This window comes from Streptomyces sp. NPDC002896 (genome assembly GCF_040295225.1).
Taxonomy (GTDB): Bacteria; Actinomycetota; Actinomycetes; order Streptomycetales; family Streptomycetaceae; genus Streptomyces.
Window position 1 is genome coordinate 78,346 of sequence record NZ_JBEOVA010000003.1, and the last position, 13,355, is coordinate 91,700.

12 protein-coding genes are annotated in these 13,355 nt (G+C 72.0%); 2 read left to right on the forward strand and 10 right to left on the reverse strand.

All coding sequences use genetic code 11. The features are described from left to right. The first annotated feature begins 133 nt into the window (after positions 1-133). The gene (locus ABT009_RS05030; RefSeq protein ID WP_351289682.1) at positions 134-1,063 is read left to right on the forward strand and encodes an LLM class F420-dependent oxidoreductase; all 930 of its coding nucleotides are present in this window, start codon (positions 134-136) and stop codon (positions 1,061-1,063) included. 146 nt (positions 1,064-1,209) lie between these two features. Here the strand turns inward: ABT009_RS05030 and ABT009_RS05035 are convergent, their stop codons facing one another. The 10 genes from ABT009_RS05035 to fmt all read right to left on the reverse strand — a co-directional run bounded on the left by ABT009_RS05035 (position 1,210) and on the right by fmt (position 12,363). After that, a complete protein-coding gene (locus tag ABT009_RS05035; RefSeq protein WP_351289684.1) occupies positions 1,210-2,907 on the reverse strand; it encodes a flavin monoamine oxidase family protein in 1,698 nt (565 codons plus the stop codon). A gap of 49 nt (positions 2,908-2,956) precedes the next feature. Next, positions 2,957-3,745 carry a carbon-nitrogen hydrolase family protein gene (locus tag ABT009_RS05040; RefSeq protein WP_351289686.1) on the reverse strand — a complete coding sequence of 263 codons (789 nt, stop codon included), beginning with the start codon at positions 3,743-3,745 and terminating at the stop codon, positions 2,957-2,959. A gap of 158 nt (positions 3,746-3,903) precedes the next feature. Then, positions 3,904-5,148 (reverse strand): MFS transporter, encoded by a 1,245-nt coding sequence (locus tag ABT009_RS05045; protein ID WP_351289688.1) that lies wholly within the window; start codon positions 5,146-5,148, stop codon positions 3,904-3,906. A gap of 158 nt (positions 5,149-5,306) precedes the next feature. After that, positions 5,307-5,759 (reverse strand): Lrp/AsnC family transcriptional regulator, encoded by a 453-nt coding sequence (locus ABT009_RS05050; RefSeq protein ID WP_351289690.1) that lies wholly within the window; start codon positions 5,757-5,759, stop codon positions 5,307-5,309. Between the two features lie 176 nt (positions 5,760-5,935). Continuing rightward, positions 5,936-7,378, reverse strand: a complete 1,443-nt coding sequence (locus ABT009_RS05055) for a GuaB1 family IMP dehydrogenase-related protein (RefSeq protein ID WP_351290414.1) — start codon at positions 7,376-7,378, stop codon at positions 5,936-5,938. 106 nt (positions 7,379-7,484) lie between these two features. Next, positions 7,485-7,841 (reverse strand): barstar family protein, encoded by a 357-nt coding sequence (locus ABT009_RS05060; RefSeq protein WP_351289692.1) that lies wholly within the window; start codon positions 7,839-7,841, stop codon positions 7,485-7,487. Between the two features lie 109 nt (positions 7,842-7,950). Next, positions 7,951-8,994, reverse strand: coding sequence for a sugar-binding transcriptional regulator (locus ABT009_RS05065; RefSeq protein ID WP_351289694.1), 1,044 nt, complete (start codon positions 8,992-8,994; stop codon positions 7,951-7,953). A gap of 78 nt (positions 8,995-9,072) precedes the next feature. Next, entirely contained in the window at positions 9,073-9,759 is a 687-nt protein-coding gene (rpe, locus tag ABT009_RS05070; protein WP_351289696.1) for a ribulose-phosphate 3-epimerase, read from the reverse strand. A 131-nt stretch (positions 9,760-9,890) separates the two neighbouring features. After that, the gene (locus ABT009_RS05075; protein WP_351289698.1) at positions 9,891-11,318 is read right to left on the reverse strand and encodes an RsmB/NOP family class I SAM-dependent RNA methyltransferase; all 1,428 of its coding nucleotides are present in this window, start codon (positions 11,316-11,318) and stop codon (positions 9,891-9,893) included. Positions 11,319-11,418: 100 nt separating this feature from the next. Further along, entirely contained in the window at positions 11,419-12,363 is a 945-nt protein-coding gene (gene fmt / locus ABT009_RS05080) for a methionyl-tRNA formyltransferase (protein WP_351289700.1), read from the reverse strand. A gap of 312 nt (positions 12,364-12,675) precedes the next feature. Between fmt and ABT009_RS05085 the strand changes: the two genes are divergently transcribed. Further along, positions 12,676-13,227 (forward strand): hypothetical protein, encoded by a 552-nt coding sequence (locus tag ABT009_RS05085; RefSeq protein WP_351289702.1) that lies wholly within the window; start codon positions 12,676-12,678, stop codon positions 13,225-13,227. Positions 13,228-13,355 lie beyond the last annotated feature (128 nt).

Consider the following 13,355-nt stretch of genomic DNA (forward strand, 5'->3'; position numbering starts at 1 on the left):
CGGCGGGCCGCCACCGCACCGATCCGGCTGTGACGTACGTACAGATCCGGCCATGACGGATCGTCAACGCCAGGAATTCCTGTGTGTCCGCTGTACGTTGACCAGCCGGACATCGATGCGAAGGAGCGCAGGCATGGCGATTCCACTCGGACTGGCACTCCCGCAGATGAAGCAGTACGACGTCGGACGCGACGTGCCCGCGGTGGCGAAGGCCGCCGAGGACACCGGATACGAGAGCCTGTGGGTGTTCGAGCGGATCCTGTTCCCCGAGCCCGCGACGCAGGGCCTCTACGGGATTCCGGGCCTGCCCTGGCCCGACCAGTACCGCTCGGTGGCCGACCCCCTGGTGACGCTGACGCTCGCCGCGGCCGTCACCGAGCGCGCGCGGCTGGGCACCAGCGTGCTGATCGCACCGCTGCACGTGCCCTTCCAGCTGGCGCGCTCCCTCGCCACGCTGGACGCCGCGAGCGGCGGTCGGGTGGTGGCCGGGCTCGGCACGGGCTGGTCACGCGACGAGTACGCGGCCGCGTCGGTGGCCCCGTTCGAGCAGCGCGGCAAGGTCCTCGACGAACTCCTCGACGTGTGCCGCGCGGTCTGGGGCCCGGACCCCGTGTCGTACGAGGGAGCACTGACGCGTATCGCGCCGTCGGAGGTGGGGCCCAAGCCGGCCCGGCCGATTCCGGTCCTGCTCCCGGCGAACAGTCCGCGCGCGCTGCGCCGGCTCGTGGAACGCGCCGACGGCTGGATGCCGGTCGGCATGGGCGCCGGCCAGCTCGCCGAGCAGTGGCGTCAGGTGCAGGACCTGGCAGTGGAGAAGGGCCGCACGGAGCCGATTCAGAGCGCCCTCCGGGTGAACGCCCGGTACTCGGCCAAGGCGTACGAAGGCGAGGACCGCGCGCCCTTCCAGGGCAACGTCGAGCAGATCGTCGAGGATCTCGCGGCGCACGCCGAGGTCGGTCTCGACGAGATCTTCGTCGACCTCGGTGGCTCCGCCCGGGACGCGGAGGAGCTCAAGGACGTGGCGGCGGAGGTGTACGAGGCGGCGCGGGCGGCCGGGGTCTGAGTCGCGGGGCCAGGCCTGTCGGGACACCCCGGTTCAAGGAGGGCCCGGCAGATGACCCTGCTGGGGACACTCCGGCAGGTGACCGGGGTGGGATCCACAGATGCCACAGGCTCCGCGGGTTCCGCGGTTCCCGCCCCTGCTGCCCGTCAGTCCTCCGGCAGTTCGACCGGCGCGATCTCGTCGTACACGTCGCCCGGCCCGGGGTTCGTGGGATCGGTCGCCCCGCCCAGCTGGTGCATGACGCCCCACACGGCGTTGAGCGCGGTCTGGACGGCGCCCTCGGCCCAGCCCGCCGTCCAGGAGATGTCGTCACCGGCGAGGAAGATGCCGCGCTTGCCCTCGGGGAGGCGGTCCTGCATGAAGTGGGTGAACAGGCGCCGCTGGTAGCGGTAGTGGCCGGGCAGGTTGGCCTTGAACGCGCCCATGAAGTACGGCTCGTTCTCCCAGGACACGGTCACCGGGTTGCCGATGATGTGCTTCCTGATGTCGACCTTCGGATAGATCTCGCCGAGCGACTTGAGCATGACCTCCATACGCTCGTTCGCCGACAGCGGCAGCCACTTCAGGCTGTCGTCGCACCAGGTGTAGGAGAGGCAGATCACGGCGGGCTTGTCGGGACCGTTGTCGAGCAGGTACGTCCCGCGCGTCATACGGTCGGTGAGCGTCATCGACATGACGTCCCGCCCGGTCTCCTCGTCCTTGTCCAGCCAGAAGGGCCGGTCGACGGGCACGAAGAGCTTGCTGGACTCCATGTAGTGGGTGCGCTCGATCGCCGTCCAGTGGTCGATCGGGAACAGCTCGTCGTCGCACGCGATCTTGGAAAGGAGCATCCAGGACTGGGCGGTGAAGATCACGGCTCGGTAGGAGCGGATGTCGCCGGAGGCGTCCGTGACGGTGATGCGGTTGCCGGCGGTGCGGTGCAGCCGGGTCACGGCCGGACGGGGCTCGCCGTTGACGTGCAGGGACTTCAGCGAGGTGCCGTAGGGCCAGTGCACGATCTTCTCGGGCTCGCGCTCCCACAGCCGCAGCGGAAGCTGCTGGCTGCCGCCGACGATGCCGCGGTGGTGGTCGTCGGCCTCGGTGTAGACGACGCGCAGGATCTCCAGGATGGAGTTGGGGAAGTCGGTGTCCCAGCCGCCGGTGCCGAAGCCGACCTGGCCGAAGATCTCGCGGTGCCGGAACGACTTGAAGGCCTCCGAGTCGCAGAGGAAGCCGTAGAAGGTCTGGTTGTCGAGCTTCTCGACGAGCCGGGACCAGATCTCACGGATGTGCGGGACGTCGCGCTCACGCAGGGCCCGGTTCATGTCGGAGAAGTCGGCGCCCTCCTCCAGACAGGCGTTCCACGCGTTCGCCACGTCACGGTAGACCTGCGGCAGATCGTCGAGGGTCTCGGCGTAGTGCGACTCGCCCTTGAGGTCGACGACCGTGGACGGGGTGGCCTCCGCCAGCGGGTTCGGGAAGGGCTGGGTCTCCAGGCCCACCAGGTCGATGTAGTGCTGCAGCGCCGTCGAGGACGGCGGGAAGCGCATGGCTCCCATCTCGGCGGTGAGCGAGAGGTCGCAGCCGTCGAAGCCCACGGTCCGCAGCCGCCCGCCGATCCGGTCGGCCTCGTAGACGACGGGCTTGAGGCCCATTTTCATCAGCTCGTACGCCGCCACGATGCCGGACAGCCCGCCGCCGACGACGGCGACCTCGGTGCCGTGCTCGGTCGCCGGTATCTGGCCCAGGCCCGCGGGGTGCGCGAGGAAGTCGTCGTACGCGTACGGGAAGTCCGGCCCGAACATGGTGATCGGCGGCTGCGCGCCGTCGGTGTGCTGGACGGCGTTGGGCACCGTGGACGTCATGGGGTACGGACTCCTTGCGTGAAAAGAACTCGGGGGAAGGCTTGGGCGCTCAGACGAGGGACCCGTAGAGGCCGGGGCGCCGGTCCTTCAGATACGGGTTGGCTTCGCGTGAGGCCGCGAGGAAGGCGGGGTCGGCGTCGGCGAAGACGAGTTCCTCACCGCGTCCGGCGCGGGTGCGGGCGACCCCGTCGGGCCCGGCCAGCGTGGAGAGCCCGACGAAGTCGAACTCCCCTTCCGGGCCGACCCGGTTGACGTACGCGACGTACATCTGGTTCTCGAAGGCCCGCACCGGGACCACGCACTCGGCAACGAACTGGAACGGGTGCATCTGGGCCGTCGGCACCACGAGCAGGTCCGTGCCCGCGAGCGCGTGGGCACGGACGTTCTCCGGGAACTCCACGTCGTAGCAGATCATCAGGCCGACGCGGAGGCCGTTCAGCTCCGCCTGCACCACCGGCTGCTCCCCCGGCGTGAAATGGTCGCGCTCGAAGCAGCCGAAGAGGTGGGTCTTGCGGTAGTCGGCCAGGCGCGTTCCGTCGGCGGCGATGAGCTGGGCGGAGTTGAAGACCTGGTCCCCTGACCGCTCGGGGTAGCCGTAGGCGATCGCGAGGCCGTGCCGTCCGGCGACCTCCGCGACCGCGTCGGCGGAGTCGCCGTCGGCGGGCTCGGCGAGCCGGCCGATGTCGTCGCCGATCGCGTACCCGGTCAGGAACATCTCCGGCGCCACCAGCAGCCCTGCTCCCGCGGCCGCCGCCCGGCCCGCGGCCTCGTCGAGGACCTTGAGGTTCTCGACGACCGAACCGGGCCGGCCGGAGCTCTGGAGCAGGGCGGTGCGCATGCGTGATTCCTCACCGTGGGACGGGGATTGGGGGGCCGGATAGACGGTACGGGCGGCGGACCGGGCCGGACAAGCAGGAGCCGTTGCGCACCGGTGAACGAATCGTTGCGTCGTGCACGGGTCCGGCGGCGATTCGTTGCGCTAGCAGGAGCCGCAGGTCACGGACGTGCTCGGGCCGCCAGCAGCAGCGCCGTGACCAGGTACGGCACCGCGAACACCGCGAAGACGGTGCCGTGCGCGGCCGTCGATCCGATCACCGCGTACGCGCCGTACACGGCGACCGTGGTCAGGTCCGTGCCCACCCCGGCCACCGAGGTCAGGGTGGCCCGGCCGGCCCCCTCGATGCGCTGCTGGAGCCGGGCGTCGGCCAGGACGCTCACCAATTGGAAACCGCCGAAGGCGAGGGCCACCAGCGCGATGCCGGACGGGGTCCGCGCCACCGCACCCGCGGCCAGCACCAGCGCGGAGCCGGCGAGCAGCCCGGCGAGTCCGCCGGTGCCCAGCCGCCGTCCCACGCCGGCCAGCAGACCGCCGACCGTTGCCCCGGCATAGATCAGCAGCAGCAACTGCGGTACTGCGTCTTCGGATACGCCGGTGTCGCGCACGAGCAGCGGCGTGTACTCGTCGAGCGCGCCCCACACGGCGGTGACGGCTGGGACGAGCAGCAAGGCACCGCGTACGGACCGGTCGCCGCGGACCTCGGCAAGACCGGCCCGCAGGGTCCGGACCCAGCCGTCGCCGGGCTCGCCGTCCGCGGGCCCGCCCTCCGCGGACTCGCCGTCCGCGGCCTCGTGCACGGCGGTCGAGGCTGTCGGGGCCCGGTGCTCCGGGAACAGGTACGCGGCGAACGCGGCCAGCAGACAGGCCAGCAGGCTCGCGAGCCCCACCGCGGGATAGCCGCCGGCCGCGAACACCGGCCCTGCCAGCCCCATCGCCGCCATCACGGCCACCAGCCCAGCCGCCCGGGCCCGGCCCATGACGCGCGCGTACCGGTCGGCCGCGCCGAGCCGGTCGAGTTCCTCGTACACCAGCGCCTCCAGCGCGCCGGAGCTCAGCGCTCCCTTGGCGCCCCAGAGCATGAAGCCCAGGGCGAACGCCCAGTACGACGGTGTGAGCACCCACAGGGCGAAGCCGGCGGCGGTGAGCAGCGGCCCGAGCCACAGCAATACGCGCCGCGACACGGCGTCGGCCCAGGCACCGGAGGGGACCTCCAGCAGGACACCGGTCAGCGACCACAGGGCGAACAGTGAGGAGATCTGCCAGACCGTCAGACCGGTGTCGTGGAACAGCAGCGCGTACACCGGGTAGAGCAGGACGAAGTCGTCGAGGAACGCGTAGCCGTACAGCGTGGCCGTCAGCCGCCGGACACCGGTGCCGGACACACGCGCAGGTGAAAGAGTCATGAGGCCTTCCCGCAGGGACGTTTCGGACGCCGGAGGTACGGAGTCCGAGGCGGCCCTCGGGAGGCACGGCTGGTGGATCAATGTCGCCAGGTCATGGGACCGATGCTAGACGGGCTCGCCCGTCCGGCCCAGACGGCGCCCTGCGGAGCCTCTGGCTCCTACGCCGGCGAACCCGACGAGAACCGGCGCACCAGCGGCGACAGCACCAGCACGGACTTGGTGCGCTCGACGAACGGCTCGCCCGCGATCCTTTCCAGGACCCGCTCGAAGTGCCGCATGTCGGAGGCGAACACCTGCACGACGGCGTCCGCCTCACCCGTGACGGTGGAGGCGGCCACGACCTCCTGATAGCGCTCGAGACCGCGCTGGATGGTCTCGGGCGAGGTGTTGCGCCGGCAGTAGAGCTCGACGAACCCCTCGGTCTCCCAGCCGAGGGCGGCCGGGTCGACGCGCACCGTGAAGCCGGTGATGGCGCCGATGGCACGCAGCCGGTCCACGCGCCGCTTCACCGCGGGCGCGGACAGACCGACCAGCTGCCCGATGTCGGCGTAGGAGCGGCGGGCGTCCTCGGCGAGGGCGTGCACGATGCGTTCGTCGAGATCGTTCAGCACTGCGGGTGGATCACTTTTCCGGGAGAGGTCGGTCCGGCGGCCGGGTCGGTCGCGAGACGGAAGCGGAGGGACCGTACGTACAGGAGCTCAAGTAGAACACGGGCCGACGGCCCCACGGTCGGGCCGTGGGGCCGTCGCGGCATGCGCCGTGGAGAGCCGTCGGGGCGCGCCGCGGCTCAGTTCCAGCTGGCGTGCAGCGGCTTGCCCTCCGCGTAGCCCGCGGCGCTCTGGATGCCGACGATGGCCTTCTCGGCGAACTCCTCGAGCGAGTTCGCGCCCGCGTAGGTGCAGGAGGAGCGGACGCCCGCGATGATCGAGTCGATCAGGTCCTCGACGCCCGGGCGGACCGGGTCCAGGAACATGCGGGACGTCGAGATGCCCTCCTCGAAGAGCGCCTTGCGGGCGCGGTCGTACGCGGACTCCTCGCTCGTACGGTTGCGGACGGCACGCGCGGACGCCATGCCGAAGGACTCCTTGTAGAGCCGCCCGTCGGCGTCCTGCTGCAGGTCCCCGGGCGACTCGTACGTGCCCGCGAACCACGAGCCGACCATCACGTTCGACGCGCCGGCGGCCAGCGCCATCGCGACGTCGCGCGGGTGCCGCACACCGCCGTCGGCCCACACGTGCTTGCCGTACTTCCTGGCCTCCGCGGCGCACTCGAGAACGGCGGAGAACTGGGGGCGGCCGACACCGGTCATCATGCGGGTGGTGCACATGGCGCCCGGGCCCACACCCACCTTGACGATGTCCGCACCGGCCTCGATCAGGTCCCTGACGCCCTCGGCCGCGACGACGTTGCCCGCGACGACCGGCACCTGCGGGTCGAGCGCCCGCACGGCCTTGAGCGCGGTGATCATCGACTCCTGGTGGCCGTGCGCGGTGTCGACGATGAGTGTGTCGACGCCCGCGTCGAGCAGCTGCTTCGCCTTGCCCGCCACATCGCCGTTGATGCCGACGGCGGCGGCGATGCGCAGCCTGCCCTGCGTGTCCACGGCGGGCTTGTAGAGGGTCGCGCGGAGGGCGCCCTTGCGGGTCAGGATGCCGGCGAGACGGCCGTCGCCGTCCACGGCAGGGGCGTAGCGGCGGTTGGCGCCGTCCAGCGTGGTGAAGGCCTGGCGCGGCTCGATGTCGGCGTCGAGGAGGAACAGGTCCTTCGACATGACCTCGGTGAGCTGCGTGAAGCGGTCGACGCCGCTCAGGTCGGCATCGGTGACCACGCCGATGGGCTTGTGGCCGTCGTCCACCACGACACCGGCGTCGTGCGCCCGCTTGTGCAGCAGCGCCAGCGCGTCGGCGACGGTCTGGTGCGGGGCCAGCACGATCGGGGTGTCCAGCACGAGATGGCGCTGCTTGACCCAGGAGACGACCTCGGTGACGACCTCGATCGGGATGTCCTGGGGGATGACGACGAGTCCGCCGCGACGGGCCACGGTCTCGGCCATCCGGCGGCCCGCGATCGCGGTCATGTTGGCGACGACCAGTGGGATCGTCGTGCCCGAGCCGTCCAGCGATGCGAGGTCGACGTCCTGCCGCGAGCCGACCGCGGAGCGGCTGGGCACCATGAAGACGTCGTCGTACGTCAGGTCGTACGGGGGCTGGATGTCGTTGAGGAAACGCACGTGCTGCACATCCCAGTCGATCAGAGTGGCCCCCGGGCAGGTCAGCCGAGGGGAAGAAGCACGTACTTCATTGTCCCATGGGAGGGCTGCACAGCGGGCGGGACAATCATCCAGTCATGTCGGTGGAGGGCTGGTCGGATCCTCCGAGCGCCAGCACCACCGAGAGGGCCGGACCCCGCTCCCGCATATGGTCCACGGCCTCCGCGAAGACCTCCTGCGCGATGGCCCACTCCCCCGGCCGTGCCGTGGCGTACCCCTGCCAGCCCGTGACGACGACCCGCAGGCCGCGTTCGGCGGCGGACGGCCATACGGTGACGTCGGTGAGGCTGTCGGCGAGCGCGTCCCAGTTCCGCCCGAACCACTCCGGCAGCTCCAGCGCCCGCGCGCACCGGTCCATGAACTCCGCCTTCTCCTCGACCCCGGTGAGGTCGAGGAGGACGGTGGCCCAGTCGTGCTCGGTCATCTCAGCACCGTCCCGAGAATCTCAGCCCGTCCGGCGATCGAGGACCGGGGGTCCAGGGGGCTGGCCCCCTGGCTACGGGAACTGGTGGGGTGGGGGAACAGGCCCAAGGTCACGGCCCGTCCGGATCCGCCCGATCCAGGGCCGGCCGCGGCGTGGACCCCGCCGCCATCAGATAGTCCGCAGCCGCGGTGTCCGTAACGAGACTGGTGACCAGCCCCGACCGCAACACCGCGTCGATCGCCGGCGCCTTTCGCTGACCACCCGCGATGGCGACCACCTCGGGGATCCGCCGCAACCGGTCGGCCTCGACGGTGATGCACCGCTCGCCCAGATCCCGGCCGACCCGCCGCCCCTCGGCATCGAAGAGGTGCGCCGACATCTCGGCGGCGACCCCCAGCGACGCGTAGTGGGCGCGCTCCTCGTCGCTGAGCATGTCGTGGACCGTGGAGATGCCCGCCTCCCAGGAGCCGATGGACACGCAGGCCACGGTGACCTTGTCGAAGTACTCGAAGGCGCGGGCGATGCCGGTCTGGTTGCGCAGCGCCGCGGCCGTGGCCTCGTCGGGCAGCAGCATCGGCGCGTAGATCGGGTGCGCGTCCCCGCCGGACACCTGCGCGGCCCGCCGGACTGCCTCCACCGAGCCGCGCTCGGCGGTCCCGGCGTCGTACACGCCCGTGAGCTGCACGACGGTGCAGGGCGGCAGCCGGTCGAGGGCCGCCGCCATGTGGATCGTCGAGCGGCCCCAGGCGAGGCCGAGGACATCGCCCTCGTGGACGAGCTCGCCGAGTAGGTCCGCCGCGACCTCGCCGAGGTTCTCGGGGTCGGGCGACTCTTCGGCCTCCGCCGGGGACTCGACGACCACGGCGTGCCGCAGGCCGTACCGGGAGCGCAGCGCGTCGGAACGCTCGGCGTCCAGCTCGGCCGGCACCCGGATCTCGATCCGTACGAGGTCGCGCTCGAGCGCCGTCTCCAGAACCCGGGCCACCTTGAACCGGCTGACGCCGAACTCCTCGGCGATCTGGATCTTGGACTTGCCCTCGAGGTAGAAGCGACGGGCCATGGCCGCCGCCTGCACCAGCTCAGCGGGTCCCATCCGCAGGGCTGGCCGTCCCGCCGACATGCCAGTCACGGCGCTCTCCTCACTGCTGTTCACACTCTGGATTCGCCGTTCATCCTTGCAGATCCGGCGTGCTTGATCAGCCCTGATGGGCGGCGTTCACGTACTCGTCGGTCAGTGGTTGCACGCCCAACCGGCGGTGGCGGTCGCCGCCTCCGCCTGGGTGCGTAGTGCACGTACCGCCTCGGCCGGGTCGTCGGCTCCGTACACCGCGGAACCGGCGACGAAGACGTCCGCGCCGGCCTCGGCGCAACGCTCGATGGTGGAGGCCGAGACACCTCCGTCGACCTGCAGCCACAGCTCCAGGCCGTGCTTGCCGATCAGCTCACGGGTGCGGCGGATCTTCGGCAGCATGATGTCGAGGAACGCCTGCCCGCCGAAGCCCGGCTCGACGGTCATGACCAGCAGCATGTCCAGCTCGGGGAGCAGGTCCTCGTACGGCTCGATGGGCGTGGCCGGCTTGAGGGCCATGGCGGCCCGGGCGCCCTTCGCGCGGATCTCGCGGGCCAGGCGCACGGGTGCGGCCGCCGCCTCGACGTGGAAGGTGACCGAGCCGGCACCCGCTTCGACGTACTGCGGAGCCCAGCGGTCGGGATCCTCGATCATCAAATGGCAGTCCAGCGGGGTGTCCGTGGCACGGCTCAGGGACTCCACGATCGGCACCCCGAGGGTGAGGTTCGGGACGAAGTGGTTGTCCATCACGTCGACGTGGAGCCAGTCGGCGCCTTCGACCGCACGCGCCTCGTCGGCGAGGCGGGCGAAGTCTGCGGACAGGATGCTGGGGTTGATCTGCACGGCCATGCCCCAAGCCTGCCATGTCCTGCGCCGGTTGCTCTCCTCGGTCCGTACCTGAGTACGACCGGGACCGGCCGAGGGCGGCCGACTGCGACGGACGGGGCGCTCGCGGCGGCCGTGGCGAGGATCGCCCGCCGTCAGGCCGTGCGCCGCAGCAGCGCCAGGTACATCGCGTCCGTGCCGTGCAGATGCGGCCACAGCTGTACGTCCGGTCCCTCGCCCAGCGCCGGTACGCCCGGCAGCAGCGGGCGTGCGTCGATCAGCTCTGCGCCGCCGTCGTGCTTGAGCACGTCGTCGACCACCGCGCGGGTCTCGGCGAGGTGCGGCGAGCAGGTCGCGTAGCCGACGACACCGCCGACGCGGACCGAGGCGAGCGCGGTGCGCAGCAGTGCGCGCTGCAGGGGTGCGAAGCCGTCCAGGTCGTCCGGGCGGCGCCGCCACCGGGCCTCCGGGCGGCGGCGCAGGGCACCGAGCCCGGTGCAGGGCACGTCCATCAGGACGCGGTCGAAGGTGCCCGGGAGCCACGGCGGGCGCGTGCCGTCCGCGGCGATGACCTGGTACGGGCCGGGGTTGCCCGCGAGCGCCTTGGCGACGAGTCCGGCGCGGTGCGGCTGCTTCTCGGAGGCGAGGAGCACGGCGCCGCGCTGCGCGGCGAGACCAGCGAGCATCGCGGCCTTGCCGCCGGGGCCCGCGCACCCGTCGAGCCATGCCCGGTCGGGCCCGTCGAGGGGCGCGTTCGCGAGGGCGAGCGCGACGAGCTGGCTGCCCTCGTCCTGGACGCCCGCACGCCCCTCGCGGACGGCGTCCAGCGAGCCGGGATCGCCGCCCTCGGTGAGCCGTACCGCGTAGGGGGACCAGCGTCCCGGCAGGGCCGCCTCCTCGCCCAGGCCGCCGAGCAGGTCCTCGGCGGTCGAGCGGCCCGGCCGCGCGACGAGCGTGACCTCGGGCCGCTCGTTGTCGGCCTCCAGCAGGTCCTCGATCCCGGCCCGTCCCCCGCCCAGCGCGTCCCAGAGCGCCGAGACGATCCACCGCGGATGCGAGTGCACGACGGCCAGATGGTCCTCGGGGTCCTCGTCGTAGGGCGGCGCGACCCGCTCCAGCCAGCCGTCCAGATCGGTCTGCGCGACCTTGCGCAGCACGGCGTTGACGAACTTGGCGCGCCCGTCGCCGAGGACGACGCGCGCCAGTTCCACGGTCGCGGAGACCGCCGCGTGCGACGGGATACGCGTGCCGAGCAGCTGGTGCGCGCCGAGGCTGAGCACGTCCAGGACCGGCGGGTCCACCTCGCGCAGCGGCCGGTCGATGCAGGCCGCGATGATCGCGTCGTACGTCCCCTGCCGGCGCAGCGTCCCGTACACCAGCTCGGTGGCGAGCGCCGCGTCCCGCCCGTCGAAGCCGTCCTTCTCGCGGGCCTTCCGCAGCAGCGGGGGCAGGACGAGGTTGGCGTACGCATCGCGCTCGTCGACGGCGCGCAGCGCCTCGAAGGCGAGCATGCGGACGGGGTCCTTCTTGGGACGGCGGTACGGCTTGGCCCCCGGACGGGGACGACGAGGTGACTCGCTCACGAAAAAGGTGCTCCGGATCCTGGATGACGTACCTGTCAAGGGTACGTGCCCCGCGTCCTGGATCGCGGGCCGGGACTGCCCCCTCGCGGTACCGCGAGAGCTACCGCTGTCCGTGTCCCCCGAGCAGCTCGCCGGCGGGGATTCGGACCCCGCGGGCCCAGTCCGCGGCCTTCATCGGCTTCTTGCCCTGGGCCTGCACCCACAGCAGTTCCACGGCGTGCGACCCGGTTCCGACGTACACGTTGTTCTTGCCGGCGGACAGCTCCCCCGGCGCGAGGTCCTGCCGGTCGGGGGTGAGCGCGACCTGGACGAGCTTGAGCCGCTCGCCTCGGAAGACGGTCCACGCGCCGGGGGCCGGCGTGCAGCCGCGCACCACGCGGTCCACGCGCAGAGCGGGCGCCGCCCAGTCGATCTGTGCGTCCTCGACGGTGATCTTCGGCGCGATTGTGACGCCCTCGGTGGGCTGCGGAACGGCCTTCAGGGTGCCGTCCTCGATGCCGTCCATCGTCGCGGCGAGCAGCCCGGCACCCGCGAAGGCGAGCCGGGTGAGCAGATCGCCGCTGGTGTCGGTGGGGCGCACCTGCTCCGTCACGGTGCCGTAGACGGGCCCAGAGTCGAGGCCCTCCTCGATGAGGAAGGTGGACGCGCCGGTGATCTCGTCGCCCGCCATGAGGGCGTGCTGCACGGGGGCGGCGCCGCGCCAGGCGGGCAGCAGCGAGAAGTGCAGGTTGACCCAGCCGTGGACCGGGATGTCGAGCGCGGCCTTGGGCAGCAGCGCCCCGTATGCGACGACCGGGCAGCAGTCGGGCGCGATCTCCCGCAGCCGCGCCAGGAAGTCCTCGTCGCGCGGCTTCGCGGGCTTGAGCACCTCGATGCCGGCCTCCTCGGCGCGTACGGCGACCGGGCTGGCGACCAGGTGGCGGCCGCGCCCGGCGGGTGCGTCCGGCCGGGTGACGACGGCGGCCACCTCGTGCCGTCCGGAGGCGATCAGGGCGTCCAGAGCGGGAACGGCGACCTCGGGGGTGCCCGCGAAGACCAGCTTCACTCGGAAATACCTCGCATCTCTCGTGCAGGCCCACAGGTTTCCGGCCGGGGGCCGGGGTCTGTGACGGCAGCGCACCAGTCTATGGTCCGCGGGCGGGCCGGCGCGTGGCCCGGTCGGTGACGCCGGGCAGGCACGCTCCGACGTCGGGCAGGAACCGCGGGGGCGTACGCGCAGATGTGCGCCCTGCGCATATGCCCTTACGCCCTTTCAGCGTGACCACACACCGTTCGGCGCGTTGGTCAAGAGAGAGTTGACCACATGGGCCGCCGACACGGCCCGATCCCTTTCAACGCCGGTTCGAGAGGCTTGTTCATGGCCGACCATGCAACCCACGACGCCCAGGCTCGGGCCAGCCTGCACCTGCTGGTGCGGGACATCGAGCGGGTCCGCCGGCAGGTGGACGCATTGCGCACCCTCACCGCCCAGTTGGGCAACGTCTACCGCCCGCGCCGCTCCGGCCCCTCCACGGGCTTCGTCGTCTACGGACGGGCACCCGCGCCGACGGTCCGTCTCGCCCAGGAGCTGCGGGACAGCGTCGAGACCCTGGTCACGGCCGCTGTGGACTTCGACCGCTCACTGGGCTTCTCGTGGGACGCGGTGGGCTCGGCGCTCGGAGTGACGAAGCAGGCTGTGCACCGGCGGTACGGCGCCCGGCGGGCCGCGGCCCAGGCGGCGGCCAACGCCGAGCGCGCGGCGGAGCCGTCGAGCGCCCGGGCCGTGCCCCTGGGCACGGCGCTCCCGACCGTCCCCGCCGTCCCGGCCGTCCCGGCCGCACGATCCATGCCCACCCAGCCGACGGCGGGCAGCCTCGGACTCCGCGACGAAGCGCGTCCTGGGGCCTTCCCCGGCCCGCGCAACGGCTGACTCCGGCGTCTGCCTCCCGGCCAAGCGCGCCGACCGCGCGCGGGGCGGGAGGCAGACGCATGTCGCGCACGCCCGCCTGCGTGCTCGCGGACCACATAGCGCGCACGCCGCCGCTCGCTGTGGGCAGT

Bases quoted from the DNA above. Each gene is read 5' to 3' on its own strand.
- ABT009_RS05030 (WP_351289682.1), top strand. From the start codon at position 134: ATGGCGATTCCACTCGGACTGGCACTCCCGCAGATGAAGCAGTACGAC.
- ABT009_RS05035 (WP_351289684.1), bottom strand. From the start codon at position 2,907: ATGACGTCCACGGTGCCCAACGCCGTCCAGCACACCGACGGCGCGCAG.
- ABT009_RS05040 (WP_351289686.1), bottom strand. From the start codon at position 3,745: ATGCGCACCGCCCTGCTCCAGAGCTCCGGCCGGCCCGGTTCGGTCGTC.
- ABT009_RS05045 (WP_351289688.1), bottom strand. From the start codon at position 5,148: ATGACTCTTTCACCTGCGCGTGTGTCCGGCACCGGTGTCCGGCGGCTG.
- ABT009_RS05060 (WP_351289692.1), bottom strand. From the start codon at position 7,841: ATGACCGAGCACGACTGGGCCACCGTCCTCCTCGACCTCACCGGGGTC.
- rpe (WP_351289696.1), bottom strand. From the start codon at position 9,759: ATGGCCGTGCAGATCAACCCCAGCATCCTGTCCGCAGACTTCGCCCGC.
- ABT009_RS05085 (WP_351289702.1), top strand. From the start codon at position 12,676: ATGGCCGACCATGCAACCCACGACGCCCAGGCTCGGGCCAGCCTGCAC.